Consider the following 26,396-nt stretch of genomic DNA (forward strand, 5'->3'; position numbering starts at 1 on the left):
GCTCAAGCTCCATGTCCTGGCGTGATGCAGAACACATCGATCCAGCCACGGGCGATGCCCATGCCGCCGATCTCGGCGGCACGCAGCAAGCCCAGTATGCCGAAAGCCAGCACGATCACGCCGGCCGCGCGGCGGACTGCCGGCCGTGACGCCAGTTGCCACAGGCGTGCCCCGGACAAACCCGCCGCCAGCAACATCGGTAGTGTGCCGGCGCCGAAGGCCAGCATGGTCAGCGCACCCTGCACGGCGCTACCGGCCATCAGGGCAGTGAGCAAGGCGCTGTAGACCATCCCGCAAGGCAACCAGCCCCACAGGCTACCCAGCAGCAAGGCCTTCCGGGGCGTATCGACCGGCACCAGGCGTGCCGCATGCGGACGCAGGCGCACCCAGAGGCCGCTGCCCAGCTGTTCGATGCGGGTCATGCCCGTCCACCATTGGGTCAGGTACAGCCCAAGCAGAACGAGGACGAGATTGGTCATCACATAGGCGGCCGTCTGCGCCGGTGCCAGCCAGCCGAGCACGTCCGCACCCCGCAAGAGCCCGGCTGCGATGCCACCAGCCAGGGCACCTGCCAGCGCATAGCTGGAGAGGCGACCGAGGTTGTAGCTCAACACACGTACCAGGTCCTGCGTGAAGACCGGGACGGTGCCAGTGCTACCGCCCGCAATTTGGATGGGAATGACACGGCGAAGAGCCCCGGGCTCAACCGCGCCGAGTGCGGAGGCCGACAGCGTGACCGGTGTACGCGCCGACGCGGCCCGGCCCGGACCTGCCGAACTGAGCGCACCGACGATGCCGCCGCACATGCCGATGCAATGGACGCTACCCATCAGGCCCACCAGGAAGATCGGTAGCAGGTTCACGTCGACTCCACTCAGACCGTCTGCGAATAGCGCTGTGGTGCGTCCTTGTTCTGGCTCGCGGCCTTCTCGCGATCCTGCGTCAGGTAGCGGTCGAAGACCATGCAGATATTGCGGATCAGCAGGCGGCCCTTGGGTTCGACGGTGATCCACTCGGGTTCGATCTTGATCAGACCGTCTTCTTCCAGCTGCTTCAGCTTTTCCATCTCGGTAGCGAAGTATTCGCGGAAGACGATGGGATAGGCGATTTCCAGCGAATTGATCGACAGCTCGAAGTTGCACATCAGGCGCTGGATGATCAGGCGACGCAGCACATCGTCCATGCCCAGCTGGATGCCGCGGGCGATGGGCAGGGTCGAGTTTTCCAGACGAGCGTAGTAGTCGTCCAGGGTCTTTTCGTTCTGGCTGTAGCTGCCGCCAACGGCGCTGATGGCCGAGACGCCGCAGGCCACCAGGTCGGTTTCGGAATGGGTGGAATAGCCCTGGAAGTTGCGGTGCAGACGCCCCTGCTGCTGGGCGATGGCCAGGTCGTCGGTCGGCTTGGCGAAGTGGTCCATGCCGATGTAGACATAGCCGGCTGCCGTCAGCTGGCGGATGCACAGGGACAGCATGTCCAGCTTGCTGTCGGCGCTGGGCAACTCGTCTTCCTTGATCTGGCGCTGGGTCTTGAACAGCTGCGGCATGTGCGCGTAGTTGTAGACGGCGATGCGGTCGGGGCTGGCGGCGATCACCTTGGAGAGCGTGCGCGACATCGACATCACGTTCTGCCTGGGCAGGCCATAGATCAGATCGATGCTGACCGAACGGAAGCCGGCGTCACGCGCGGCCTGGATGATCTGCAGCGTCTGTTCTTCGGATTGCACGCGGTTCACCGCCAGTTGCACTTCCGGATCGAAATCCTGCACACCCAGGCTGACGCGATTGAAGCCCTGCTGGCGCAGCTTGTGGATGCGTTCCACCGACACGGTGCGGGGATCGATTTCGATCGAGTATTCCCCCACGTGATCAGGTGCCAGAGCGAAGCAATGACGAATGTGGTCCATCAGGTCCGACATCTGTTCGTCCGAGAGATAGGTCGGCGTACCGCCGCCGAAATGCAGCTGCTCGACCTGGTTCATGCCCGAGAACAGCGAGCCCTGCATGCTGATCTCGCGCTTGAGGTAGCTCAGGTAGAGCGCCGCCTTGGAGCGGTTCTTGGTGACGATCTTGTTGCAGGCGCAGTAGTAGCAGATGGTGTCGCAGAACGGAATGTGCAGATAGAGCGACAAGGCGCGCCAGGCGCTCATGCTGCGACGGTCGGAGACCGCATGCAGGTAGTCAGTCACGGCGAAGTCGTTGGAAAAACGATCGGCCGTGGGATAGGACGTATAACGCGGGCCACGCTGGTCCATTTTGCGCAGCACGCTCTTGTTCATGCCGGCGAGACTGGCGGAAGGATGCAGGGTGGACGGATGGGCGACTTGCATGCGATGCTCCTGGCCGGCCGCCACGCCGGACTGACGCGGCGCGCACATGCGCTGGGCCGCGAGCCCACCGGGCGAGCTGGTATTGACTGGAGCTTGCAGGATAGTCACTTCATACCCGGACTACATTGATATGCATCAAAGGGCTGGCCGGGTCCTGCTTCTCCCCTCTCTTTCTGACGTGGCATGGCCACGGGTTATCATCCTGCCCAGCATAGTATCGCCCTGCAATCACGATAGGGCACAGACCAAGGAGACTCCATGACCACCCCTTCGCTCGCCGCTTCGCCCACCTGCTCCCCCCTACCGTCCGGCCTGCCGGCCACCCCCTACGAACATTGCGATCCCCGCTTTTCCGGACTGATCGTCCCGAGCGCCCGCCTGGACTGCCTGCACGGGGGCAGTCGCTGGACCGAGGGCCCGGTCTATCTGCCGGCCACCGATGAACTGATCTGGAGCGATATCCCCAACAATCGCCTGCTGCGCTGGTCGGAAGGCGCAGGGGCCGGCGTGTTCCGCCAGCCCTCGGACTACAACAACGGCAATACCCTGGACCGCGAGGGCCGCATCGTAGGCTGCCTGCATGGCGCGCGTGCCGTGGTGCGCACCGAGCACGATGGGCGCCGCACGGTGCTGGCCTCGCACTGGCAGGGCAAGCGTCTCAATTCCCCCAACGACGTGGTGGTCAGGTCGGATGGTTCGATCTGGTTCACCGATCCGGCCTATGGCATCGACAGCGATTACGAAGGCCACAAGGCCGACAGCGAGATCGGTGGCTGCCACGTCTATCGCATCGACGGCCGGAGCGGTGCGCTGACGCTGGTCAGCCATGATTTCGAGCGCCCCAACGGGCTGGCCTTCTCGCCCGATGAAAAGCGGCTCTACATCGCCGACACCGGCCGCACCCATCGCGCCGACGGGCCGCACCATATCCGCGTCTTCAACGTCGGCGACGATGGTCAGCTCAGCGGCGGCCGTGTCTTCGCCACGATCACGCCCGGCCTGGCCGACGGCTTCCGGGTCGATGCGCTGGGCAATGTCTGGACCAGCGCGGGCGACGGCGTGCACTGCTACGCGCCGGACGGATGCCTGCTGGGCAAAATCCGGGTGCCGGAGGTGGTATCCAATGTCTGCTTCGGCGGGCCGCGTCACAATCGCCTGTTCATCACGGCCACGACCTCGCTGTATGCGATCTACCTGGCCGTCAATGGCGCCCGCCGGCCGGGTTGACGAAGCGACATCAAGCCGGGGTGAAGCGAGCCCGCACTGTGGCGTAAAGGGAACGCGACCGTTTGCCGGGGCCTCCCTTTCATTGCTTTTCGGCACTGTCGCGCTTTACACCCTCTCCCCCTCAACCATAGGCTGCGATGGTCAGGTCTGCATCTGCCTGAACCATCACTTTTCTATTATCCCGGGGGATTCTTCGTGCACCGTCTTCATCTTTCCTGTGCTTGCCTCATCGGACTGGGCGCCGCCAGCCTGGGCAGCGTTCATGCCGCCAACATCGGCCTCAGCGGCGAGGTCGGCACCACCGGCGTGGGCGTTCACCTGAGCGTCCCGCTGGCCCAGCAGCTCAATGCGCGCTTCGGTGTCAACTACTTCGATTACTCGTTCAATTCCAGCACCAATGACGTCAATTACGACGCCCGGGCCAAGCTGCGCACCTTCGATGCCTTGCTGGACTGGTTCCCGTTCGACAACGGCTTTCGCCTCTCGGGCGGCGTGATCTACAACGGCAACAAGATCGACGCCACCGGCAAGCCCAAGGCCAACGGTATCTACACCATCAACGGCAATGTCTATACGGCGGCCCAGGCCGGCCAGGTGGATGGCCGCATCGATTTCAAGAAGTTCGCGCCCTACCTGGGCCTGGGCTATGGCAATGCCGCAGCGCCCAACCGCGGCTGGGGCGTGACGGCTGATCTGGGGGTCATGTTCCAGGGCAATGCCTCGACCTCGGTCAGCAACTCGGGATGCAACGCCACCGCTGCCCTGTGCGCCCGGCTGGCCACCGACGTCGCAGCGGAAAACGCAGAACTCAGCGACAAGGTGCACGGCTACAACCTGTATCCGGTCGTCCGCATCGGCGTGAGCTACAGGTTCTGATCCGGACCTAGGCCACACCAGCCTGGCTGCGCGTGGCCCGCCAGCACAGGATGGAACCGGCACAAACCAGCGCCGCGCCGACCCAGAACGAGGCCGGCAGCGGTGCCTGCAACAGCAGCGCCGACAGGGCCGACGACAACACCGGGATGAAATAGGACGCGCCCGCCAGCACCGTCACCTTGCCGTGCAGGATGCCGACGTTCCACGCCGCATAGCCCAGTCCCATGGCGGCCGCCGCCAGCAGCAGGTAGACCAGCGCCGGCAGGCTCAATGACATCTCCCCGCCATGACCGCCCAGCAGGAACTTGCCCCACAAGGCAAGCGCCACCAGCATGAAAAACGGCGTCACGCCGTTCTGGCCGCCGGCCATGCGGGTCGTCACGGTGCAGTAGGCGGCCCAGATGACAGCGCCGGCGAAGGCCAGGCCATAACTGAGCGGATTGTCCTGGATGTTGACCAGCATGCCGGCCACGTCCAGCCCCTGGTCGCCACCCAGCACCCAGCAGATCCCCAGCATGGAAAGAAGAAAGCCCGGCACCACCAGCAGGCTGGCCCGCTGCCCGCCGAACAGGATGGCCGCAATCATGGTGAAGGTCGGCCAGAGATAATTGACCATGCCCACCTCGATGGCCTGGCGCCCGCTATGGGCGTAACCGATCGACAGTGACAGGCATAACTCGTAGGCCACGAACAGCACGCTACCCCACAGCAGGTATTTGCGTGGAAAGCTGGACAGGCGCGGAAAACCCACAGACACCAGCAGGATCACCGAGGCCACCGTATAGATCGCTGCCGCCCCGCCGGTGGCGCCCAGATGTTCGCTCACGCCACGGATCAGGCCGACGATGGCGCTCCAGAGAACGACGGCGGTCAATCCGATCAGGGTTGCCTTGTTGCTGTTCATTGCACCTGCCCAAAAGCGCAGAAGTGTACCTCAAGCGCGCCGCCATGCGGCCAGGCCGGCGGGCAGAGGCGGCACTATGCTAGAATCTTGCCCCTTCCGTGTCTGGTTCAGCCGTTTTAATTTAGGGCCAGGCCCCTGTTCCATGGGTTCCCTCACCCCCATCCATCAAAAAGGTTCTGATGACGACTCTCGACTTGCGCCGCCACGCGGCCGTGCTGACCTGGCTTTCGCTGTTCCACCTGCTGGTGATCACTTCCAGCAATTACCTAGTGCAATTGCCGGTGTCCATTTTCGGGCTGCACACCACCTGGGGTGCGTTCAGCTTTCCCTTCATCTTCCTGGCCACCGACCTGACGGTTCGCTTCTTCGGCGCTGCCCTGGCGCGTCGCATCATCTTCGCGGTGATGCTGCCGGCGCTGTTCATTTCCTACGGCATCTCCGCGCTGTTCTACATGGGCCAGTGGCAGGGTTTCGGCGCGCTGGCGCACTTCAACGTATTCGTCGCACGCATCGCGGCAGCCAGCTTCATGGCCTACGTGCTGGGCCAGGTACTGGACGTACAGGTCTTCAACCGCCTGCGCGCCTCGCGCCACTGGTGGCTGGCGCCGTCGGTGTCGATGATCTTCGGCAATGCCAGCGATACCGTCGCCTTCTTCTCGATTGCCTTCTGGCGCAGCAGCGATCCCTTCATGGCCACGCACTGGGTGGAAATCGCGCTGGTCGATTACGGCTTCAAGATCGCCATCAGCCTGTTGTTCTTCCTGCCCGCCTATGGGGCACTGATGTCGGTGTTGAAGCGCTGGTTCGCCCGTCCGCTGGCGGCCGATCCGGCGTGAGTCCTGCAGGCGATCCCATAGGACGGTAAACTGGCGGCTTTGCGCGACCTCCACGTCGCGCCCTTTCTTCACCCCTCCCACCTGGAATGCGCATGAACTGGCCCCTGTTTGCCCTTGCTGTTGCCGCCTTCGGCATCGGCACCACCGAATTCGTCATCATGGGCCTGCTGCCCGACGTGGCACGCGACCTGGGCGTATCGGCGCCCGCAGCCGGCATGCTGGTGTCAGGCTATGCTCTGGGCGTGGCGGCCGGTGCGCCGATCCTGGCCATCCTCACGGCAAAATGGCCGCGCAAGCAGGCGCTGGTGGGATTGATGTGCCTGTTCATCCTCGGCAACGTGCTGTGCGCGGTCGCCCCCAACTATGTGTTCCTGATGGTGGCCCGGGTGGTCACGGCCTTCTGCCACGCGGCCTTCTTTGGCATCGGCTCGGTGGTGGCGGCCGAACTGGTTTCGCCGCAGAAGCGGGCGCAGGCGGTGGCGCTGATGTTTACCGGCCTGACCGTGGCCAATATCCTGGGCGTACCGCTGGGAACAGCCTTCGGCCACGCAGCCGGATGGCGTTCCACCTTCGGCGTGGTGACCGGCATCGGCGTGCTGGCCGCCATCATGCTGTGGACCATGCTGCCCAGGAAAATCCCCATGCAGGGTGGCAATATCTTCCAGGAGTTCCGCTCCATCATCGATACCCGCGTACAGCTGTCATTGCTGACCTCCACGCTGGCCTCGATCAGCATGTTCAGCGTGATCACCTACATCGCCTACATCCTGCTGGACGTGACCGGCTTCACCACGCAACAGGAGAGCTGGGTGCTGCTGCTGTTCGGCGCCGGCATCACCGTCGGCGGGCTGGTCGGCGGCAAGCTGGCCGACTGGAAACTGATGCCGGTCATGTGCGCCGTGTTCCTCTGCATCGCCATCGTGCTGGGCCTGTTCTCCTTCACCAGCAATTACAAGTGGCCCACGCTGGTCACCATGTTTGCCTGGGGTGCATTCGCCTTCGCAGTAGTACCGGGCGCGCAGATCCGGGTGCTCGATACCGCCCGCGGTGCCCCCAATCTGGCCTCGACCCTGAATCAGGGTGCCTTCAACCTGGGCAATGCCACCGGTGCATGGGTGGGTGGCCTGGCGATCTCGGCCGGCCTGCCGCTGACCGACCTGCCCCTGATCGGCTCGGTCTTCGCCTTGCTGGGTCTGGCCACCGTGGCCTTCTCCGCCTCGCTGGACAAGCGCGTGCGCACCGCCACCTGAGCACGCTCGCCACGCAAAAAAAGCGCTTGCCCACCGGGCCAAGCGCTTTTTTTTCGACGATGCCGGATGGTTCAGACTGGCGCCAGATGCGCTGAAGCGATGAAGTTGTCGAAGAAACTCTCGCAACGCGCCAGTTGTTCCAGCGTGACGAATTCATTGGGCTTGTGGGCATGGACGATGTCGCCCGGCCCGCAGATCACCGCCGGCATCCCGGCCTGGCCGAACAGGCCGCCTTCGGTCCCGAAGCCCACCTTGCGCGCCCGCTCGCTGCCGAGGATGCTCAGCGCCGAGGTCACCAGGGGATCATCGGCCGGCGTACTCATGCCGGGATAGGCGGTCAGGGTCTCGAACTCGATACGCCCCTGCGCGCCTTCGATATGCATCTGCGGCAGCACTTCCTGCTCGGCATAGCGCTTCACTTCGTCGAAGACCTCGGCCGGATCGATGCCCGGCAGGAAGCGGTGCTCGAAGACGAACTCGGCCTTGTCCGGGATGATGTTGGGCGCATTGCCGCCATTGGACAGGGTGGTCACGATGGAGGAATACGGCACATCGAAGTCGTAGTCCTGCACCTCGGAGTTGCGCACCCGCAGGGCGATTTCACGAATCTTCAACTGCATCATCGCGGCGTAGTCGATGCTGTTGATGCCCAGATGCGGACAGGACGAATGCGCCGCATGTCCATGCACGCAGCAGCGGTAGGAACGCTTGCCCTTGTGCGCGATGACCGGCTGCATCATGGTCGGCTCGCCAATGATCACGCCAGTGGGCTTGATGTCATTCTGCTGCAGGTCGGCCAGCAGTTCGCGCACCCCCAGGCAGCCCACCTCTTCATCGTAGGAGAAGGAAAAGTGCAATGGCGTCTGCAGGCGGCCCTGGTCGATGGCGGGCAGGCGTGCCAGGCAGACGGCGATGAAACCCTTCATGTCACACGCGCCGCGACCGAACAATTTGCCATCCGCGACGTGTACCACAAAGGGATCGGTATCCCAGTTCTGCCCCTTCACCGGCACCACATCGGTATGCCCGGAAAAGACGGTCCCGAAGCGGCCTGGCCCGGCATCGCCAATGGTGGCGAAGAGGTTGGCCTTGCGCCGTTCGGCGTCGTAGGTCAGGCGGGTGACGGCGCCGTGGCGTTCGAGGTAATCGCGGACCCATTCGATCAGGCCCAGGTTGGATTCACGACTGATGGTATTGAAACCGATGAGGGTCTTGAGGATATCCAGCGTCTGCTTCGTCGGTTCCGAAGCGGCTGTTTTCAATGGTGCGTTCATGATGATGTTTTGCCTGTTCAAATCCGGAACACCGGGCTGCCTGCAGGAAGGACAAGCGGCCTCCGGCGTCCCATTGAAATGCAGCAAGCCCCGTGCCACCACGGGCCGCCACTGGTCCGGCGCCCTGCGCACTGGAGCCGGGGCGTTTGCGCCACACCGCGCCTCCCATAGCATGGGACTGGCTTGATCGACGCAATCGTGAGGCGTCGCTGCTCGGAGCGAACAGCTTACACTGCAATCGCGGCCTTGGCTCGCCACCCGAACATCCTCGCTTTCCCACAAGCCGGGAACCACGCGGCACTGGTTGGCCAATGTCATCGCAGCGACAGAGACGCCTCATCAGGAAAATCATGATATGAGTTTCCCTTCATCTTTGTCAGACTGCAGTTGAAGTTAGACGCCAGGAGAAACGCCCGCAGAGGCAACCATCATTCCTTGGCGCAGCAACGGTGATCAGGGTCACTTGCAGAGAAGGACGAGATCATGAAACCGCCGATCATACTGATGATAGAGTCGAACGGCGAAGCAGTAGAGCTGGCGCGCTTTGCGCTCTGGCGCAACAATTTCCATTGCGTGCTGCAATGGTATGACGAGGCCGACGCCGCCATCGAGCGCCTGTTGTCGGGCGGCCGACGGGAAAGTGACCGCGTACTGCCGGGCATGATCTTCCTCGACCCGGCCATGATGGAAAACAATGGTCTGGATTTCATCCTGGCCATGAAGTCGGGGCGGGCGACCCGCGCCGTACCTATCGTGGTCTTCCCGGACAGCGACTACCCACCCGGAATGCCTGACCTGATCGAAGCCGGCGCCGTCGAATACCTGCTCAAACCCGAGACCAGCCAGCAATACATGGAAGTCGTGGTTGACCGCGCCCGCCGCTGGAGCAAGCGACGCCGACGGCGCTCCACCCCGACCTGCAGTGCCAGGGAAGATGATGCGCTCAAGTCCTGAATCGGACCAAGGCAGAAACGAAAACGCCGTGACGAGGTATTGTCACGGCGTCCGTCTGGGCCAGGCCTGGCTGCGCAGCTTGGCGCAGGAGTCAGCTTATTTCTTCACACGCGAACTGATGTGCGCATCGAAGTCACGCTGCGCCGCTTCCAGCTTCTTCAGGGCTTCCTGCCAGGGCTGGTAATCCTGCTCGGTCAACCACGAACCGCCGGGATTCTGCTTCCACTGTTCGAGCTTGACCGTCATCTGTTCATATTCCTCAAGCTGCGCCACCAGCAGCGCTTCCATCTGCGTCTTGAGCTCTTCGGCGCGGGTGATCCAGGGATCCTGTTCCGACATGGACATCTCTCTTTCGTGAAGAATGAAGGTTAAGGCATGCTAACACGAACATGAAACACCTCACTGCACGGGAAATGCAATCCGGGATTCTTTGCGTTACCGAATTCCAAAAGTCTGACTGGCCACCCGACCTCTGCTTTTGCTGAAGGGAGCAGTTCATCATCACTTCGACGGTGGTGCCGCAACCGCCTTTCTCGCATTGCAGCTCGCCATCAGATCAGGAAATGGAGTGATGACGTTTCAACCATCCGCTTGAAATACTGAAAGTAGCTTCACATCCAAGCTTCCACTATGATGTGCGCTTTATTGTCAGTCATCTTCATAGATTGCTATGCAAAAGCGAATAGAATTTTTGGACGGTCTGCGGGTGTTCGCTTTTGTCAGTGTCCTGATTGGTCACAAATTCTACGGACAGCTTGAACTAGCTTCAGCCAACCTTAACATCCACGCGACAATCCGCTTTGTGATCGATCTCATCCGGCCGTTGGCGTGGAGCGGTGGCGCCGGCGTCGTGGTCTTTTTCCTTGTTTCAGGCTACATCATCAGTCACGTATTACAGACTGAAAATACGCCAACATTCTTGATCAAGCGGATATTCCGCATTTATCCGCTTTATATGTTTGCAGTGCTGGCAGAAGTCGGAATGAGCCACTGGGTCGCACAGACTCCGTTCCCGCCCTATCCGGTCCTGCTGCAGCGCTTGTTGTTGATTGGCGACTTGTTTTCCACACCGTATGGTCTGGGGGGCGTCGAATGGACGCTCAGACTGGAGATGTCTTTTTATCTGCTCATGGGTTCGCTCCGCCTCCTCAATTTGCTCAAAGACACAACGCGCCTTCCCCTGATCTATTTCATTCTTACCTTGGCAATCCAACTGGCACCGGCATTTCCCCGGACAGGTGCGTTTACCGATGGTTACCTGACTTTATTCTTTCCCTTCCTGTTCATTGGCTCAAGCATCTATTTGATGGAGCATCAACTTGCAAGCCGGCCTGCCTGCTGGGGATATGTACTGTATGCGATCGTTTCCACCCTAGCGCTGTGGCCGGGCCTCAACCCTGCCAATAAAGATACCCACTTTCAGATTCTGGGCTTCCTGCTTTTTGCTTCCGTATGGGGCCTTCGAAATCATATCAAAGCATCATCAACCGTAACTTTGCTCTCAAACCTGACGTATTCCGTTTATCTGTTTCACAACTGGATCTGGGCCTATCTGCTGGCTGCGGTATCACGCTGGCATGCAATCCGCCCGGAGCACCGCTGGATGGCCATCCTGATGCTCTTGTTCCTGATCTGCCTGGCCACGCATTACACAGTGGAAAAATGGGGAGTCAAGCTTGGCGCAAATATCATCAAAAAGTTGAAGAGACTGCGAGACGCAGGACATTTTCAGAAGGTTGCGTGAGCGCTTTGTGACAGCGGCAAAGCCAAGCACCGAAACGGTGTCAAATAACACGCCGTGCGAATCATCGTTAGCCATGAGTTACCCACCGTGCAGATAAGATAGCCTGCAACTTATATCTTCATCAGACGCGAACTAACGGGCCGTCATCTCCTGCTTGGCACCCGGTCTGACAGTGTCATGTTGTGCGCCAGGATCTGCTCGATGGCACCCCTGACCTGAGACGAATTTTGTAGCCACTAGATAAGTGAGTTCTTTATGCTAACGCCAAGGAGAACTCAATGAAGAAGCGATTTACGGACGAACAGATCATCAGCATCTTGCGAGAGGCAGAGAGCAAGGAGATTGCGACGGTAGATCTGTGCAAGCGCCACAACATTACTGAGCAGACCTTTTACCGCTGGAGAAACAAGTTTGGCGGTATGGATGTCCCGGACGCCCGGCGGCTCAGAGAGCTTGAATCCGAGAACGACAAGCTCAAACGCATGGTGGCGGAGCAGCTGCTGGTGATTGATGGCTTGAAGGAGTTAAGCCGAAAAAAATGATGACCTCCGCGGGCCGGCGCGAAGCGCTGGAAGTCCTTACTCGTCGGGGGCTGTCGCAACGCAAGGCATGTCGTTATCTGGAACTGCGCCGGCGGGTAGCGGGTTATCAGTTGCTACAACCTGAAAAGGATCGGAGCCTGACGCAGCAGCTCATCGCGGCATCGCAAGAGGTCCCTCGCTTCGGCTATCGGCGTATGTCTGCCTGGCTGGCCTTGGGCGAGTCCCGAGTGCGACGGCTCTGGAGCGCGCTCAAACTGGGCATTCCACGAAAGCGGCCCCGCAGGCGTCGATGCGGCAATGATATTCGGTTACCTGGAGCAACCAAGCCTAATTCAGTCTGGAGCTACGACTTTGTTCATGACCAGATGGTGGATGGACGCTCGTTGAAGATGCTGTGTGTGATCGACGAATACACCCGGGAATGCCTGGCCATCGAAGTTGCTGCCAGTTTGCGCTCCCAGGATGTCATCCTGACGCTCTCGCGATTGATGCGGTTACATGGAAAGCCGGCCTACGTTCGGTCGGACAATGGAGCCGAGTTCACAGCGGCCAAGGTCATGCGCTGGCTGCGGGATGCCTCAGTTGGTCCGGCCTTCATTGCGCCAGGCAGGCCGTGGCAGAACGGATTCGTGGAAAGCTTCAATGGCAAGCTGCGTGACGAACTGCTTAACCGGGAGTGGTTCCGCAGCCGGGCAGAGGAAAAAGTGCTGATTGAAAGATGGCGTCAGTTCTACAACGAGCGCAGACCGCATAGCGCACATCAGTACCAACCTCCAGCTACGATCCGTCGAGCCTGGCTGGAATCGAATATGATCGACAACCGACTCACTGCCTGACTGGCTACAAATTACCGACGCAGGTCACCCCGACTCAGCTTGTCGGTCTTCCAGATGAAGATGGGGCGGATCCGGTTATCGTTGTTGTCTGCGATAGCGGGCGCGCCAGCAACAGAGGGGATTTACGCGTTCAGTCATTTCGCAACCGCTACTCAGGATCAGCAGCGGGCATAGCAGCAATCACGTTTTGCGTGTTTTCTGGCTCTCCTGCGGCCTGGGTGGCCTTCCCGGCGACGGTTTCAACCAGGCCGCGCACCTATAGAAAGATCTTGAACCGCAACGCAATCATTCGGGACTTCGGATTCGGATGGTGACTGGCGCGGCATTGGTGCGCGGCTTGGCGAAGAGCGGTTGAAGGCGACCTTGCTCACCCTCTTGGTGGTGACCTGAGACCAAGCTGCAGGAGGAATTTCAGCGTCGTTTCCTTTCTCAGCCTGATCCGGCGTCTTTAGCTATGCCGCGCCACAAAACACACAAGAGTGCTTCCGGCGATACCCTGCCCTATACAGATCGGCAAGGTACTGCCCGGGCCTAGGGCGGGCCAAAGTTGCATTTCACAAAAGATATCTACCAAAACTCCTTTACAATCCGTGATTCACGACGGGGAAGCACTAAGCATGAGAATAATGAGTGCGACGAGGGCAAGTTCTACGAACGTTTGGTCCGCAACAGACTATTTGAAGAGAAAATTTGGTCTAGATGAGACGCGATTGGGAGGTCTGGATGGCCTCAGGGCGATCGCGCTTCTTATGGTCTTTAACGTCCATTTTTTCGGCTTTTACACCGGAACGAATTTCTTTTCAGAGAAGACCTCGCTTTTCTACCAAGTAATCTCAGTTTTACGCGCTGGGCATCTCGGAGTTGATCTGTTTTTCGTCGTCAGCGGCTTCCTGATAATTCGTTCCATGCAGGGCACGCGCCCAAGCGCGAGCTTCTTGAAGAAACGCGCTTACCGGCTAGGGCCAATGCATTTTTTCGGCGTATTTCTATATATTTTTGCGGTGAGCGCGTCTCCATCCGTCATAGACATGCTGGCCAACTTGTTTTTGTTAGCGCCGTTGATCAAGAACATGCCCGTGTATGGCCTGATATGGACACTTACCTGGGAATGGATCTTTTACCTATTTATATTCCTGATCGCCCGAGTTGCATCAGGTCAACCACTTCGCGCAGCACTCCTATTGACAGTGCTTACGGTCTTTTCGTGCGTCGCTATGCAAAACGTGACTAGTGTTAAATGGATTGAGCCTGGGCGATTTTTTGGATTCGTTATAGGAATCGTCCTTTTTGCGGAAATGAATCGCGCTGTTGGGCAATCAAAAAAAACATCAATGTCCAAATGCTGGTCAGATATGGCCGCCGTGGCTGCAATAATCGGCATCGTCGCAATGCAAGTGATCTGGAGCCGATATGCATTAACCATCCTTGATTTGCCATTACAAGGTGGATTTTATGTTCTGGTAGATATTTTTTTCGCGCTGTTGATTAAAGCGAGCTTTTCCACAGATGGCATCATTGCGAGGCTCCTTTCCTCACCGTTTTTACGATTCCTAGGGAAAATCAGCTATTCCTTCTATCTTGTTCATATCTCTCTTAATTGGCTTCTGCTCAACTGGCTTGCGCCTGTCACTTCCAAAATAGGAATGTTGGCCTATTACGCAATAACACTAACTTGCTCAATCGTGGTTTCTTCGGTGACCTATCTTCTCTTGGAACAACCGTACTTCAATAAAAAAGCGAATATCCGTCAGTGACAGATTTCATATTGCGTTGCGGAGACTGACTTCCCGGGCTTTTTGCGGTCTTGAGAAGGAAGTCATACGCACCGCAGCGGTCAGGTACATCCGAGGGGCTTTGATCTGAGGCATAAGGTGGCTCACGTGGTAAGCACACCGCCCGAAAAGCAAAAAACCGCTATCGGCTTTCGCTGATAACGGCTTTCTGGTATTTGGTTGCGGGGGCAGGATTTGAACCTACGACCTTCGGGTTATGAGCCCGACGAGCTGCCAGACTGCTCCACCCCGCGTCTGAAGAAAACAATTATAGGGCAGGTAAAATCGGAATGCAAACATTTTCTGCAATCTTTTTACAGTGATACACTCCTAACCGCATTGGCACTCCTCCCGCAGCAGTTCCAGCAGACCGCCCGGGGCGCTGCCGATGCCACGGGATGCCGCTGCCGGCGCTATACATACCTATATATACAGACACCAGAACCGAGCCTCTATGAAATTCTGTTCCGAATGCGGTCAGACAGTATCCCAGCAGATTCCTCCCGATGACACGCGCCTGCGCTATGTCTGCGGCAATTGCGGGGCGATCCATTATCAGAATCCCAAGATGGTCGTCGGCTCGATCCCGGTCTGGGAACAGGACGGTGAGGTCAAGGTGCTGCTGTGCAAGCGCGCCATCGAGCCACGCCTGGGTTACTGGACGCTGCCGGCGGGTTTCATGGAAAACGATGAAACCACCGAAGACGCCGCCCGCCGCGAGACCGAAGAGGAAGCCGGCGCCCGCATCCAGCTGCATGAACTGTTCTCGCTGGTGAACGTGCCACATGTGCACCAAGTGCACTTGTTCTATCGCGCCACCCTGCTGGACCTGGATTACCAGGCCGGTATCGAGAGCCTGGAAGTCGATCTCTATACAGAAGAGCAGATCCCCTGGCAGGACATCGCCTTCCCCACGGTGGAGTTCACCCTGCGCGCCTTCTTTGCCGATCTCAAGAAGCTGCGCAGCGGTGAAGGCAGCTTCACGATGCACACCGAAGACATCCGCCGCCGCATGATCTGATCCGCAGGAGCACACGGATGATCGCCTGGCTGGATCCCGATACCCCCTTCCCCGATGTCTCGCGCGCCCTGGCCGATCCGCCGGGCCTGCTGGCAGCGGGCGCCGACCTGTCGCCGCAACGCCTGCTGGAGGCGTATCGCCACGGCATCTTCCCCTGGTTCTCGGAAGGCCAGCCCATCCTCTGGTGGAGTACCGATCCACGCATGGTCTTATATACAGATCGCTTCGTCGTCTCCGACAGCCTGAAGAAGACCCTGCGCCGCATTGAACGCAGCCGTCACGGCGACGGGCTGTGGCAGGTCAGCTTCGACACGGCCTTCGAACAAGTCATGCAGGGTTGCGCGGGGCCGCGACGACATGAGCATGGCACCTGGATTTCCCCGGAGATCATGCAGGGTTATACCGGCTTGCACCGCGCCGGCTACGCCCACTCCTCCGAGGTCTGGCTCAATGGCGAACTGGTCGGCGGGGCCTATGGCGTATCGATTGGCCGCATGTTCTATGGCGAATCGATGTTTGCCCGGGTCAGCGATGCCTCCAAGGTGGCGTTGGCGCATCTGGTGTTCTTCTTGCGCAGCCACGGCGTGGACATGATCGACTGCCAACAGGAAACGTCACATCTGGCCTCCCTGGGCGCACGTCCGATCGCCCGCAGCGACTTCCTGCGCCACCTGCGGGCGGCCATCCAGTGGCCGCAGATTCGCGGCTGGACGCCTCTGGACCTGCTGGAAAGCGGCATCCCCGCGACGCGACGCGATTGAGCCGGTCGCGGCTGTTCACTGTAGCCGGCAAAATAGTGTAAATTGGAACCTGACTCCAGGGACCGGCCGGCTGTCGCCACTGCGCCGCCGCTTCCCGCAAGACAGGACAGGACGCACATGACGCATCTCAAAGACTTGCCGTTCTCCACGTTGCAGTTCTATGCAACCGCGCCCTATCCATGCAGTTATCTCGATGACCAGCAGGCCCGCTCGCAAGTGGCCACCCCCTCCCACCTGATCAATGCGGATGTCTATTCCGAACTGGTGAAGACGGGTTTTCGCCGCAGCGGCATCTTTACCTATCGCCCTTACTGCGACGGCTGCACGGCCTGCACGCCGGTGCGCATCCGGGTCGCCGATTTCCAGCGCAACCGCAGCCAGCGTCGCGCCTGGGAGCGCAATCGCGGCCTGCAGACCCTGGTCACCAACCTGACTTACGCCCACGAGCATTACGAACTCTACCTGCGCTACCAGTGTGCCCGTCACGCCGGCGGCGGCATGGACCAGGACAGTCGGGACCAGTACGCGCAATTCCTGCTGCAGAGCAAAGTGAACACCCGCCTGGTCGAATTCCGCGAAGCCGATGGCACCTTGCGCATGGTCAGCATCATCGATGTGCTCAGTGACGGGCTGTCATCGGTGTACACCTTCTTCGATCCGGACATGCCCTCCGCCTCCTTGGGTACCTATAACATCCTGTGGCAGATCGAACAGGCACGCCAGCTGGACATGCCCTATGTCTATCTGGGTTACTGGATCAAGGAAAGCCCGAAGATGGCCTACAAGACCAACTACCAGCCGCTCGAAGCGCTGCAGGATGGTCAATGGCAGCCACTGGAAGGCTGACCTCAATGTGGTGCAAAGCCCGCAAACCCGCGCTTAGGGCGGCAAAATCGGGCTGGAAAAGCGCCTGATTCGAGGAATTGACAGGCTGGCGCGTTAGAATAGCGGCACTTTTTCATCGCCATCCGCCCTCTTCCATCGTGTCCGACAAATTCCTCTACGCGCTCGCGCGTCCGCTGCTCTTTTCCCTGGAACCCGAAACCGCGCACCACCTGGTGCTGCCGGCGCTGCGCTGCGCTGCGCACTACAGCCTGACCGACTTCATCACCCGCCGTCCGGCCGCTGATCCACGCACCGTGATGGGCATCCAGTTCCCCAATCCGGTGGGCATGGCGGCCGGGCTGGACAAGGACGGCGCCTATATCGATGGCCTGGCGGCACTGGGCTTCGGCTTCATCGAAGTGGGTACGGTCACACCGCGTGCGCAGCCGGGCAATCCGCTGCCGCGCATGTTCCGCCTGCCGGCCGCCAATGCCGTGATCAACCGCATGGGCTTCAACAATGGCGGTGTGGATGCCTTCGTGGCCAATGTGCAATCCTCGCGCTTCTTCCAGGAGCGCCAGGGCGTGCTGGGCCTGAACATCGGCAAGAATGCCGACACCCCCATCGAGCGTGCGGCCGAAGATTACGTGCATTGCCTGGAAAAGGTCTATCCCTATGCCAGCTACGTGACCGTCAACATCTCGTCGCCCAATACCAAGAACCTGCGCCAGTTGCAGGGCGCCTCGGAACTGGATTCCCTGCTGTCGCAGCTGAAATCGGCCCAGCGTCGCCTGGCCGATCGCCACGGCCGCTACGTGCCGGTGGCGCTCAAGATCGCGCCGGACATGGACATGGAACAGGTCAAGAATGTCGCCGACGCGTTGCTGCGCCACCAGATCGATGGCGTCATCGCCACCAACACCACCATCACCCGCGACGCCGTGCAGGGCATGCCGCATGGCGAAGAGGCCGGTGGCCTGTCGGGCAAGCCGGTGCTGGAACTGTCGAACCAGGTGATCCGCGGCCTCAAGGCCGAAGTGGGCGATGCCCTGCCCATCATCGGGGTGGGTGGCATCTTCAGTGGCACCGATGCGCGCGCCAAGATCGAGGCCGGCGCGTCGCTGGTCCAGCTCTACACCGGCCTGATCTACCAGGGACCAGCGCTGGTGCGCGAATGCGTCGAGGCGCTGCGCGTGCCCGAGGTCGCAGCGGCTCACCACTGACCTGCGGAACCGTACCGATTGTAGAAATGAAAACGGCAGGCCCTGTGCCTAATGCCGTTCAGTTAAGCTTGTTACCAGCCCGAAAACCTGCTCAGACTTTGCTTGCGCCACCGCTGACCGTTCGTCCTGAGTAGCGGCGTAGCCGCGTATCGAAGGCGCGCCACAAGCTGAGCAGCGCCCCTTCGACAGGCTCAGGACAGGCTTCGATACGGCCCTAAAGGGCCTACTCAGTCCGAACGGTTTCAAATGGTTTGAAGAGAACCAAGCAAAATCGCCGCGCCAAAGTCATCTGGCGCGGCGATTTTTTCTTAACTGAACGGTATTAAGGCCCGGTGCCTGCTGTTTTCATTAGTGCGCGCCGAACGGACGCGGCCAGCCCCGCGTCTTGGTGCGCGCTTATTGCTTGGAAGACTCCTTCTTCAAATTGAAGATCCGGCGCGCATTGGCATCGGATTCGGACTTCTTTTCGAAATCGGTCTTTTCGCAACCGGCCAGCACTACACCGACGACCAGCGTCAGCAGCATGACGACGACACGCATGATATTCCCCTGAAGATTCAGATGCGCCCTGGCAGCCAGCCCGTGCGGGGCCCGGGCCAGGGTCAACGCGGCGCGAGCCCCCGCCCGCTGCCAATAGGCGCCATTTTATGCGCAAATGCCGACAGCGCGACCAGTTGGCACGGAAAGATTTCGCCCGCATTCGCCTCTATAATGGCAGGCTTCGGCCGCTTGGCGCGGCGCTGCAGCCAGTCCCATGTCCGTCAATACCATCGCCCTCAACCGTCAGATGAGCCATTTCGATGACCACGCCAGTGTCTGGCTGTTCGGTTATGGCTCCATCATCTTCAAGGCCGACTTTCCCTATCTGGAACGTCGGCCGGCCCACATCAGGGGCTGGGCGCGCCGCTTCTGGCAAGGCTCGCACGATCACCGCGGCACGCCCGATGCGCCGGGACGCGTGGTCACGCTCATCGCGCAGGAGGACGCTGTCTGCGCCGGCATGGCCTACCTGATCACGCCGGAAGTCTTCGCCCACCTGGATCACCGCGAAAAAAACGGTTACCTGCGGCTGGCCACGCCGATGTTCTTCGACGACGGGCAGCAGACCGAAGGGCTGATCTACATTGCCGCCGAAGACAACCAAGCCTTCGCCGGCCCGGCCAGCGAATCCGACATCGCACGCCAGATCGCGCATGCAGTCGGACCGAGCGGCCGCAACAGCGAATACCTGCTCAAGCTGGCCCAGGCGCTGCGCGAGCTGGAGGTCGATGACGACCATGTCTTCGCCATCGAACGCCATCTGCTGCAACTGGACCCACAGGCCGCCATGCTATCGTCTGCCCGGCGCGCCTGAAGTCCACGCCATTCACGACACACAATAAGGATGAGGAACATGATCAAAGCCCTTGCAGCAAGCCTGACCGTCGCCCTGGCCCTGGCGGCCTGCGCAACCCCGGTGCAACGTACCGCCACCGGCGACATCCCGGCCTCGCGCGTCTATATCAAGAGCATGACCGAACAGGCTGCCGGCCTGTCGCAGATCGAATTCACCCGCGTGGCCGGCATGCTCAACAACGAAATGCTGGAGCTGTCGATCAACGACGTGGTCCTGGCGCAGATCACCGGGGGCGAACATCTGTCGATCTGGCTCAAGCCGGGCAGCTACGACTTCAGCATCAAGCGGGTCCATACGCTGACCTCGGCCGGCCCCAATCCGCAGGACCGCCTGACAGTCCAGGTGGCGCAAGGCGGTGCGTACAAGGTACAGATCACGACCGAATTGCGCGGTCTGAATATCCAGCTGGTGAAGTAACAAGCCGTCAAAGCGGCGCGAGGCCAACGCCTGCGCATGCCTCTTTCATCAAAGCCCCTGTCGTACGGAAGACACACCGTGCGCCAGGGGCTTTTTCCACGAGAGGCCATCAAATTTGTTAAGTCATTGATTTATAAGGATAAACACCAGAAACCACCCCTCAGGTTGCGCAAAAACACCAAGTTATTCACGAAAGAGATAACTGGTATTGGGATTCAAAAGTGGAAGCGTCGCGGTGAAGCGAATATATTGCAATGCAACAGATCAATTTTTCCTCACGGAGCTCACCATGAACATCGTCGCCGACATCCTCCCGTACACCCTGCTCATCGGCGCCATGGTCGCGCGCTACCTGATTTCGGTCAAGTAAGCAGCCCTCCTGGCCGGGTTGTCGCCAGCCCCTTGCGGTATTGGCAGACACGAAAGCAGCAGTCCTGAAAAGCGGTGATTGTCGCGTTGCAACGCTGACAAGCCGCTTTTTCTTTTTGTCCCTCCTCCGTGCATCCAGGTCCATTTTTGGGCATGGTTTTGCACCATTATCATCATTGTTGATATCTTCCCGCCGTCGATAAATGGCTGCCCCGGCACTTTCCGGCAGCCGACGCGGCAGCGCCGCCTCACTTGCAAAGTGCTCGCAGCCCATTACACTCGCAAGCTTTGCCAACGGAACGAAAGTGAAGCATGAAGCGTCTCGCCTCCCTCCTAGCCGCCTCCTCCCTGCTGCTGGCCGTGCAAGGCTGCGCCTGCGCGCCGGGCTTCGTCGGGTTCGATAGCCGCTGTCAGTTCAGCAACGTTCCCAGCGGTCAGCCCTGAACGCAAAAAAGCGTCGCACCCTTGCCTCATCGGGCTGGCTGCGACGCTTTACAGACGTAATTCCAGGTTAATTTTCCCACCCTCGGGCAGCCTGCCGATGCTCGTTTCAGGCAGCGCGCCCCCGGCACTCTTCAGTCGGCGGCTGGCAACTGCGCCAGCCAGGCACGCAAATCGTGCATGACCTGCTCACGCAGCCCGACTTCCTCGTTGAAAATCTCATGATAGGCGGCGCCATACCAGTGCAGGGTCTTCTGCGGCCCCGGCAAGGCATCGAAGAAGGCACGACTGCCACGCGGAGCGACGAAAGCGTCGTCTCCGGCCACCTGCAACAGCACCGGCCGGGTGAACTGGGCCGCATCGCGGGCCACCTGGTGCATCGCATCGAGCATGAAATTGAGCATGCGCGGGGCGATCTTGCCGTGGTTGAGCGGGTCCCGGCCGTAGGCCAGGACCTGGTGCGGATCGTGCGAAATGCGGCTGGCCGGCAGGGCCGTGGGCAGCGCCAGGCCAGGGGCGATGGCCGAAGAGACCTTCAGCAGCAGCCTTTGCCAGCCGCTCAGGTCCAATGCCAGCGCCGGGGACGACAGCGCCAGCGCGCGCACCGGGCTATAGCCACCGGTAGCGAAGCGCGCTGCCACCAGACCGCCCATGCTGTGACCGAACAGCAGCGGCGTGCACTGGGTGCGGCGGCTGAAATCATCGAAGCTTTGCTTGAGGTCGCGCAGCAGGTCGTCCGCCTGGATCAGGCTGCCCTGGCGGCCGCCGGAATTCCCGTGACCGCGATGGTCGCAGATGCGCACCGACATGCCCGCCTCGTTGAACAACTGCGCCAGCGCCGCATAGCGCCCGCCATGTTCGCCCAGCCCATGCACCATCTGCACGGCCGCCGTGGCGCCCGGTACCAGCCAGTCGCGGCAGAACAGCCGGGTCCCGTCGGCGGCATCGATCCAGTGCTCCTGCACGGGGACGAGTGCGCTCATGATTGCCCGGAACCCGGGTTTTCGCGCTCGGCATAGCGGCGCCGTGCGCGCCAGCCCTGGCGCAGGCGGCGGCTCTGGCGCAACGCCAGCTGCAGCGAGGCCGCCCAGGACAGCGGGCGCGGGTGCACCACGGCGCGCAGGGCGCGGGCATAGTCCAGCACCATGCCGGGGGTCCAGGCCATGGTCACGGCGCGTTTGCGGATCTGGCTGGCGACCCAGATTTCGGGGGTGAACATCATCCGCACCGCATTGAACCAGTGACGGTCGCGACCACCCATGACGCCTTCCAGCGCCGCCTCCAGGGCATTGGCCACGGTGCTGGAGCAATTGCGGTGGGTCAGGTTGTAGATTTCGGTGCGGCGATAGTGCTGCCAGAAGCGATCCAGCGAAGCCCGGCGATAGTCGCGGAAGACGATCTTCTCGGTCGATTCGCACCAGGCCGCTGCTTCGCTGGCGTAGTCGGTCAGGTAGCGTCCCTTGACGTCGTTCTCGGCGGTGGCCCGCAACAGGCGCGCAAACTGGTCTGGCGAGCGGTCGATTTCCTCGGCCGGATAGAGGCTGATGTAGAGATCGGGCTGAATCTCCAGCGCCGCATGGCCGGTGGAGATGACGCCATTGAGGTCGACGGCGGCGATGTAGCGGTCGATCACCGGCTGTCGCCGCGCCGGTCCCTTGGCGCTGCCGGTCGGCGTCCAGACGTGTACGGTCAGGGGGGCCAGCGGCCCGGCCTGGGGCGCTGGCACGCTAGACGGACGCAGGCGCGACTGCAGGTCGGCCGCACCGTCATGCAGCCCGGCGTCGAAGGGTCGGTCGTCGCCGCTGTTGCGCTCCACCAGCACATCGGCCGAGGCCTGCTGCGGCAGCATGCGGCTGCGCAGCGCCAGCCAGATCATGTTCCAGCCGCCGAAGATCAGGCCCAGCGCCAGACAATAGGGTACGGTCCCCTTGTAGTGGGTGGGATAGGGCTGGAAAAAGAAGATCGCCAGCACGATCTGCACCAGTCCCCCCAGCATGGCAGTTCGCCAGCGCGGGAAACGGACCACCAGTGCCGAGGTGATCTGCAGCGAGCCGCCGATGGTGAAGGCGATGCCGAACAGCATGGCCAGCGCCATGTTGCTGGCCTGGTGCTGGGTGATGACCAGGATGGCAATGAGCAGGAACAGGGTCCCCTTGACGTAACGCAGGGTCTTCTGCGCCCCCATACCGCTGTTGGCCACCCACAGCGTGACCAGGCTCTCCAGCAACAGCAGGTAGCCGAACAGGGTCAGCGGAAAATTGAGCACGCCGTCCAGGGCATCGATCATCAGCGATACGCCGATGGCACCCCAGGCCAGGCCGGCCACAGCCAATGCATGCCAATTGCGGCGGATGAAATCCGCCCCCAGCAACAACAAGACGAGTCGTATCACGGCGTTCCCCGGGGCGCATGCCCTTCCCTTTAGCGATCCCGCATTTTCAGGGATTACGTGCCGCGAGGCAAATTGTGCATTTTCAGCGACGGCAACACAGGTGACGCGGGGCTGCACAATGCCGCACAATGCGCGCTCATCCTGCTTTGCGTGCCGCCCATGTCCTTTTCCGTCCTGCTCTCGGCCGTGGCCAGCAGCCTGCTGCTGCCACCGGTCTCCCCCCTGCTGCTATGCCTGGCCGGCTGGCTGTGGCGGCGCCGGGCACCGCGCGCCGGCGCGGCGCTGGTGCTGTTGGGGGTGGCCAGCCTGCTGGTGCTCAGTACCCGGATAGGCGCGCTGTGCCTGATCGCCCCGCTGGAAAACCAGTACCCGCCGCTGGCAAGTGTGGGGGATGCCCAGGCCATCGTCATCCTCGGTTCCGGCCGGATCGACCAGGCGCCGGAATACGGCGGGCTGGACGACGCCACGCCGATCGGCATGAAGCGGCTGCAATACGGTGCCGCCCTGCATCGCCAGAGCGGCCTGCCCATCCTGGTCACCGGGGGCAGTCCGGACGGCTCGCCGCAGAGCGAGGCCGAACTGATGGCGCGGGTGCTGCAACGCGATTTCGGCGTGCCGGTGCGCTGGCAGGAGCGCCATGCCGACACCACCGCCGACAACGCCACCCTCTCGGCGGCCATGCTCAAGGCGGAGGGTATCGAGCGCGTCCTCGTCGTCACCGACAGCATCCACATGCCGCGTGCCATGCGCGCCTTCGCCCGCACCGGGCTGCAGGCCAGGGCTGCGGCCACGCTGTTCCTGGTGCCGGCACGTGCGCGCGTGACCGATTACCTGCCCGGCGCCAGCCACCTGCAGATGGCCAGCTACGCCCTGCGCGAGTGGATAGGCCAGGCCTGGTATCGCCTGCGTACTGCCGTCAGCCCATGAAGTGACCCCCCTTCCGCCTCCTGTTCGCGCCTTCGCCCTTGTCATCCATCGGTAAAGTAACAAGGTCACCCAGGCTGCTGCGGTTTCGCCGTCCGGATGAGTTTCAGGGTGTCATTGTTCTTATCGTGCTCACAGAAAGTGATGTGTCCGGGGCCAGCGTCCCGATGCAATCGCTCCGGCGCAAGGATGCCGGGGAGCCTCCACCAACCAATGGGAGATCTACATCATGGGCCAGTTGTCCTTCAGCAAGAAACTTTGGCTGCCGCTCGTACTGAGCCTCATCGCACTTCTGGCCATTTCCGTCTTCAGCGCCTTCATGGTGCGTCAGGTCCGTCTGGAAGAACGCAAGGCCGACCTGACCAACATCGGCCAGACCGCGCTGTCGCTGGTCAAGGGCTACGGCGCCCTGGCCGAGGGCGGCACCATGAGCAAGGAAGAAGCACAAAAGCGCGCCAAGGCCGCCATCAAGAGCCTGCGCTATGGCAGTGATGGCTACTTCTCGATTTCCACCTCGGCCCAGATCATCGTCATGCACCCGATCAAGCCCGAACTGGATGGCAAGGACCTGACCAACTTCAAGGACCCGGCCGGCAACAACCTGTTCGTCGAGATCACCAAGGCCGGCAGCCAGCCCAATGGCGGCTTCGTCCACTATCTGTGGCCCAAGGTCGGCGCGGCCGAACCGGTGGCCAAGACCTCTTTCGTGATCTCCTATCAGCCCTGGGACTGGCACCTGACCACCGGCGCCTACATGGATGACATCAATGCCGCCTTCATGCGCAGCCTGTGGCAGATGGTGATCCTGTTCGCCGTGGTGGCTGCCGCGCTGGTGGGCCTGGTGATCGTGATCAACCGTGGCATCCTGCGTACCATCGGCGGCGATCCGGCCAAGGCAGCCGACGTGGCCAACCGCATCGCCCAGGGCGACCTTACGCCCAACATCGAGACCGCGCCGGGTGACCGCAGCAGCCTGCTGTTTGCGGTGCGCAGCATGCGTGATTCGCTGCTCAATACCATCACCAATATCAAGACCTCGGCCGACACGATTGCCACCGCCTCGCAGGAAATCGCCAGCGGCAACCTCGACCTGTCCGGCCGCACCGAACAGCAGGCCGGCTCGCTGGAAGAAACCGCCTCGGCCATGGAACAACTGACGGCCACCGTCAAGCAGAACGCCGACAACGCGCGCCAGGCCAACCAGTTGGCCGAATCGGCCTCGGACGTGGCCATCCAGGGCGGCAGCGTGGTCAGCCAGGTCGTGCAGACCATGGAAGGCATCACCGACAGTTCACGCAAGATCGCCGACATCATCGGGGTGATCGACGGTATCGCCTTCCAGACCAATATCCTGGCCCTGAACGCGGCGGTGGAAGCAGCCCGTGCCGGCGAACAGGGACGCGGCTTTGCGGTGGTGGCTTCGGAGGTGCGCTCCCTGGCCCAGCGTTCGGCCTCGGCGGCCAAGGAGATCAAGGCCTTGATCGATGACTCGGTCGCCAAGGTCGATACCGGCAGCAAGCTGGTCGAACAGGCCGGCGCCACCATGACCGAAGTGGTGGCCAGCGTACGCCGGGTGACCGATATCGTGGGCGAGATCAGCTCGGCCAGCCAGGAACAGAGCGCCGGCATCGCCGAGGTGGGGCGCGCCATTACCCAGATGGACGAGGGTACCCAGCAGAATGCTGCGCTGGTGGAACAGGCTGCCGCGGCCGCCCAGTCGCTGCAGGATCAGGCGGCGACCCTGGCCGGTCTGGTGGGCGGCTTCCACATCGACGGCAGCCATGCCCGCGTGGCGCAGACTGCGCCGGTCGCTCCCAGGGCGCCGGTGCGTCCGGCCGCACCGGCAAGTACGCCGGCCTCTGCGGCTACCCCTCCCAAACCGGCTGCAGCCCGACCGGCAGTACCCGCCCCCAAGGCTGCCGCGCCTAAGCCGGCCTCACCCAAGCCGGCCGCACCGAAGGCGGCTGCACCCAAGCCCGCAGCCGCCAAGGCCGAGGCGCCCGCGTCCAAGGCGGCAGGCGGCAAGTCGCCTTCGCGCCTGCCGGCCGGTGAAGATGAGGGGGATTGGGAGACCTTCTGAACCCCG

General features: G+C 61.4%; 25 protein-coding genes and 1 tRNA gene. 16 read left to right on the forward strand and 10 right to left on the reverse strand.

The window, feature by feature from the left end; translation table 11 throughout:
• Positions 1-2 precede the first annotated feature (2 nt).
• Positions 3-863, reverse strand: a complete 861-nt coding sequence (locus tag HWE04_RS13715; RefSeq protein ID WP_241812719.1) for a sulfite exporter TauE/SafE family protein — start codon at positions 861-863, stop codon at positions 3-5.
• 11 nt (positions 864-874) lie between these two features.
• Positions 875-2,326 carry an oxygen-independent coproporphyrinogen III oxidase gene (gene hemN / locus HWE04_RS13720; RefSeq protein ID WP_006464219.1) on the reverse strand — a complete coding sequence of 484 codons (1,452 nt, stop codon included), beginning with the start codon at positions 2,324-2,326 and terminating at the stop codon, positions 875-877.
• Between the two features lie 258 nt (positions 2,327-2,584).
• On the opposite strand from hemN, the gene HWE04_RS13725 reads away from it, so the two are divergent.
• Positions 2,585-3,553 (forward strand): SMP-30/gluconolactonase/LRE family protein, encoded by a 969-nt coding sequence (locus HWE04_RS13725; RefSeq protein ID WP_241812720.1) that lies wholly within the window; start codon positions 2,585-2,587, stop codon positions 3,551-3,553.
• Positions 3,554-3,748: 195 nt separating this feature from the next.
• On the forward strand, positions 3,749-4,429 hold the full coding sequence (locus HWE04_RS13730) for a hypothetical protein (RefSeq protein ID WP_233207630.1): 681 nt from the start codon (positions 3,749-3,751) through the stop codon (positions 4,427-4,429).
• A gap of 7 nt (positions 4,430-4,436) precedes the next feature.
• On the opposite strand, the gene yddG is transcribed toward HWE04_RS13730, so the two are convergent.
• The gene (gene yddG, locus HWE04_RS13735; protein WP_077236400.1) at positions 4,437-5,333 is read right to left on the reverse strand and encodes an aromatic amino acid DMT transporter YddG; all 897 of its coding nucleotides are present in this window, start codon (positions 5,331-5,333) and stop codon (positions 4,437-4,439) included.
• 179 nt (positions 5,334-5,512) lie between these two features.
• On the opposite strand from yddG, the gene HWE04_RS13740 reads away from it, so the two are divergent.
• Both HWE04_RS13740 and HWE04_RS13745 read left to right on the forward strand, forming a co-directional pair.
• Entirely contained in the window at positions 5,513-6,169 is a 657-nt protein-coding gene (locus tag HWE04_RS13740) for a 7-cyano-7-deazaguanine/7-aminomethyl-7-deazaguanine transporter (protein ID WP_241812721.1), read from the forward strand.
• A gap of 92 nt (positions 6,170-6,261) precedes the next feature.
• Positions 6,262-7,419 (forward strand): MFS transporter, encoded by a 1,158-nt coding sequence (locus HWE04_RS13745; protein ID WP_241812722.1) that lies wholly within the window; start codon positions 6,262-6,264, stop codon positions 7,417-7,419.
• Positions 7,420-7,490: 71 nt separating this feature from the next.
• On the opposite strand, the gene argE is transcribed toward HWE04_RS13745, so the two are convergent.
• Positions 7,491-8,693 carry an acetylornithine deacetylase gene (argE, locus tag HWE04_RS13750; RefSeq protein ID WP_241812723.1) on the reverse strand — a complete coding sequence of 401 codons (1,203 nt, stop codon included), beginning with the start codon at positions 8,691-8,693 and terminating at the stop codon, positions 7,491-7,493.
• 483 nt (positions 8,694-9,176) lie between these two features.
• Between argE and HWE04_RS13755 the strand changes: the two genes are divergently transcribed.
• Complete coding sequence (locus HWE04_RS13755) at positions 9,177-9,647, forward strand: response regulator (RefSeq protein WP_241812724.1); 471 nt, start codon at positions 9,177-9,179, stop codon at positions 9,645-9,647.
• 96 nt (positions 9,648-9,743) lie between these two features.
• Here the strand turns inward: HWE04_RS13755 and HWE04_RS13760 are convergent, their stop codons facing one another.
• On the reverse strand, positions 9,744-9,986 hold the full coding sequence (locus HWE04_RS13760; protein WP_006464211.1) for a hypothetical protein: 243 nt from the start codon (positions 9,984-9,986) through the stop codon (positions 9,744-9,746).
• Between the two features lie 331 nt (positions 9,987-10,317).
• Between HWE04_RS13760 and HWE04_RS13765 the strand changes: the two genes are divergently transcribed.
• The 3 genes from HWE04_RS13765 (at position 10,318) to HWE04_RS13775 (ending at position 14,523) form a co-directional block, all read left to right on the forward strand.
• Positions 10,318-11,391 (forward strand): acyltransferase family protein, encoded by a 1,074-nt coding sequence (locus tag HWE04_RS13765; protein WP_006464210.1) that lies wholly within the window; start codon positions 10,318-10,320, stop codon positions 11,389-11,391.
• Between the two features lie 278 nt (positions 11,392-11,669).
• Positions 11,670-12,769 (forward strand): IS3 family transposase gene (locus HWE04_RS13770; RefSeq protein WP_241812725.1). Its coding sequence is split into 2 segments (ribosomal slippage): positions 11,670-11,922 and positions 11,922-12,769, totalling 1,101 coding nucleotides; the frame shifts between segments, so codons are not numbered across the junction.
• Between the two features lie 677 nt (positions 12,770-13,446).
• Positions 13,447-14,523, forward strand: coding sequence for an acyltransferase family protein (locus HWE04_RS13775; protein ID WP_161625980.1), 1,077 nt, complete (start codon positions 13,447-13,449; stop codon positions 14,521-14,523).
• A 195-nt stretch (positions 14,524-14,718) separates the two neighbouring features.
• Here HWE04_RS13775 and HWE04_RS13780 read toward each other — a convergent pair.
• Positions 14,719-14,795 (reverse strand) — tRNA-Met (locus HWE04_RS13780).
• A 200-nt stretch (positions 14,796-14,995) separates the two neighbouring features.
• Between HWE04_RS13780 and HWE04_RS13785 the strand changes: the two genes are divergently transcribed.
• From HWE04_RS13785 to HWE04_RS13800, 4 genes are all read left to right on the forward strand, one after another.
• On the forward strand, positions 14,996-15,562 hold the full coding sequence (locus tag HWE04_RS13785) for an NUDIX hydrolase (protein ID WP_077236394.1): 567 nt from the start codon (positions 14,996-14,998) through the stop codon (positions 15,560-15,562).
• 17 nt (positions 15,563-15,579) lie between these two features.
• Entirely contained in the window at positions 15,580-16,323 is a 744-nt protein-coding gene (aat, locus tag HWE04_RS13790; RefSeq protein ID WP_241812726.1) for a leucyl/phenylalanyl-tRNA--protein transferase, read from the forward strand.
• A 117-nt stretch (positions 16,324-16,440) separates the two neighbouring features.
• Positions 16,441-17,169, forward strand: coding sequence for an arginyltransferase (locus HWE04_RS13795; RefSeq protein WP_241812727.1), 729 nt, complete (start codon positions 16,441-16,443; stop codon positions 17,167-17,169).
• A gap of 137 nt (positions 17,170-17,306) precedes the next feature.
• Positions 17,307-18,371, forward strand: a complete 1,065-nt coding sequence (locus tag HWE04_RS13800; RefSeq protein ID WP_241812728.1) for a quinone-dependent dihydroorotate dehydrogenase — start codon at positions 17,307-17,309, stop codon at positions 18,369-18,371.
• A 396-nt stretch (positions 18,372-18,767) separates the two neighbouring features.
• Here HWE04_RS13800 and HWE04_RS13805 read toward each other — a convergent pair whose 3' ends face one another.
• Complete coding sequence (locus tag HWE04_RS13805) at positions 18,768-18,911, reverse strand: hypothetical protein (RefSeq protein ID WP_006464155.1); 144 nt, start codon at positions 18,909-18,911, stop codon at positions 18,768-18,770.
• Between the two features lie 214 nt (positions 18,912-19,125).
• Here HWE04_RS13805 and HWE04_RS13810 point away from each other — a divergent pair, with 214 nt between their 5' ends.
• The gene (locus tag HWE04_RS13810; protein ID WP_241812729.1) at positions 19,126-19,725 is read left to right on the forward strand and encodes a gamma-glutamylcyclotransferase; all 600 of its coding nucleotides are present in this window, start codon (positions 19,126-19,128) and stop codon (positions 19,723-19,725) included.
• Between the two features lie 39 nt (positions 19,726-19,764).
• Positions 19,765-20,184 (forward strand): NAD-GH domain containing protein, encoded by a 420-nt coding sequence (locus HWE04_RS13815; protein ID WP_241812730.1) that lies wholly within the window; start codon positions 19,765-19,767, stop codon positions 20,182-20,184.
• Positions 20,185-20,371: 187 nt separating this feature from the next.
• Here the strand turns inward: HWE04_RS13815 and HWE04_RS13820 are convergent, their stop codons facing one another.
• The 3 genes from HWE04_RS13820 to HWE04_RS13830 form a co-directional block, all read right to left on the reverse strand.
• Positions 20,372-20,827, reverse strand: coding sequence for a hypothetical protein (locus HWE04_RS13820; RefSeq protein WP_241812731.1), 456 nt, complete (start codon positions 20,825-20,827; stop codon positions 20,372-20,374).
• Positions 20,828-21,128: 301 nt separating this feature from the next.
• The gene (locus tag HWE04_RS13825) at positions 21,129-21,977 is read right to left on the reverse strand and encodes an alpha/beta hydrolase (protein WP_241812732.1); all 849 of its coding nucleotides are present in this window, start codon (positions 21,975-21,977) and stop codon (positions 21,129-21,131) included.
• Positions 21,974-23,386 carry an HdeD family acid-resistance protein gene (locus tag HWE04_RS13830; RefSeq protein ID WP_241812733.1) on the reverse strand — a complete coding sequence of 471 codons (1,413 nt, stop codon included), beginning with the start codon at positions 23,384-23,386 and terminating at the stop codon, positions 21,974-21,976. Before HWE04_RS13830 ends, HWE04_RS13825 begins: the two co-directional genes overlap by 4 nt.
• A gap of 159 nt (positions 23,387-23,545) precedes the next feature.
• On the opposite strand from HWE04_RS13830, the gene HWE04_RS13835 reads away from it, so the two are divergent.
• Together HWE04_RS13835 and HWE04_RS13840 are read left to right on the forward strand one after the other, a co-directional pair.
• Positions 23,546-24,313 carry a YdcF family protein gene (locus HWE04_RS13835; RefSeq protein WP_241812734.1) on the forward strand — a complete coding sequence of 256 codons (768 nt, stop codon included), beginning with the start codon at positions 23,546-23,548 and terminating at the stop codon, positions 24,311-24,313.
• Between the two features lie 226 nt (positions 24,314-24,539).
• On the forward strand, positions 24,540-26,390 hold the full coding sequence (locus HWE04_RS13840) for a methyl-accepting chemotaxis protein (protein WP_241812735.1): 1,851 nt from the start codon (positions 24,540-24,542) through the stop codon (positions 26,388-26,390).
• Positions 26,391-26,396 lie beyond the last annotated feature (6 nt).

Origin of the sequence: Herbaspirillum sp. C7C2, assembly GCF_022627865.1 — a bacterium.
In the GTDB taxonomy this organism is placed as follows: domain Bacteria; phylum Pseudomonadota; class Gammaproteobacteria; order Burkholderiales; family Burkholderiaceae_D; genus Herbaspirillum; species Herbaspirillum frisingense.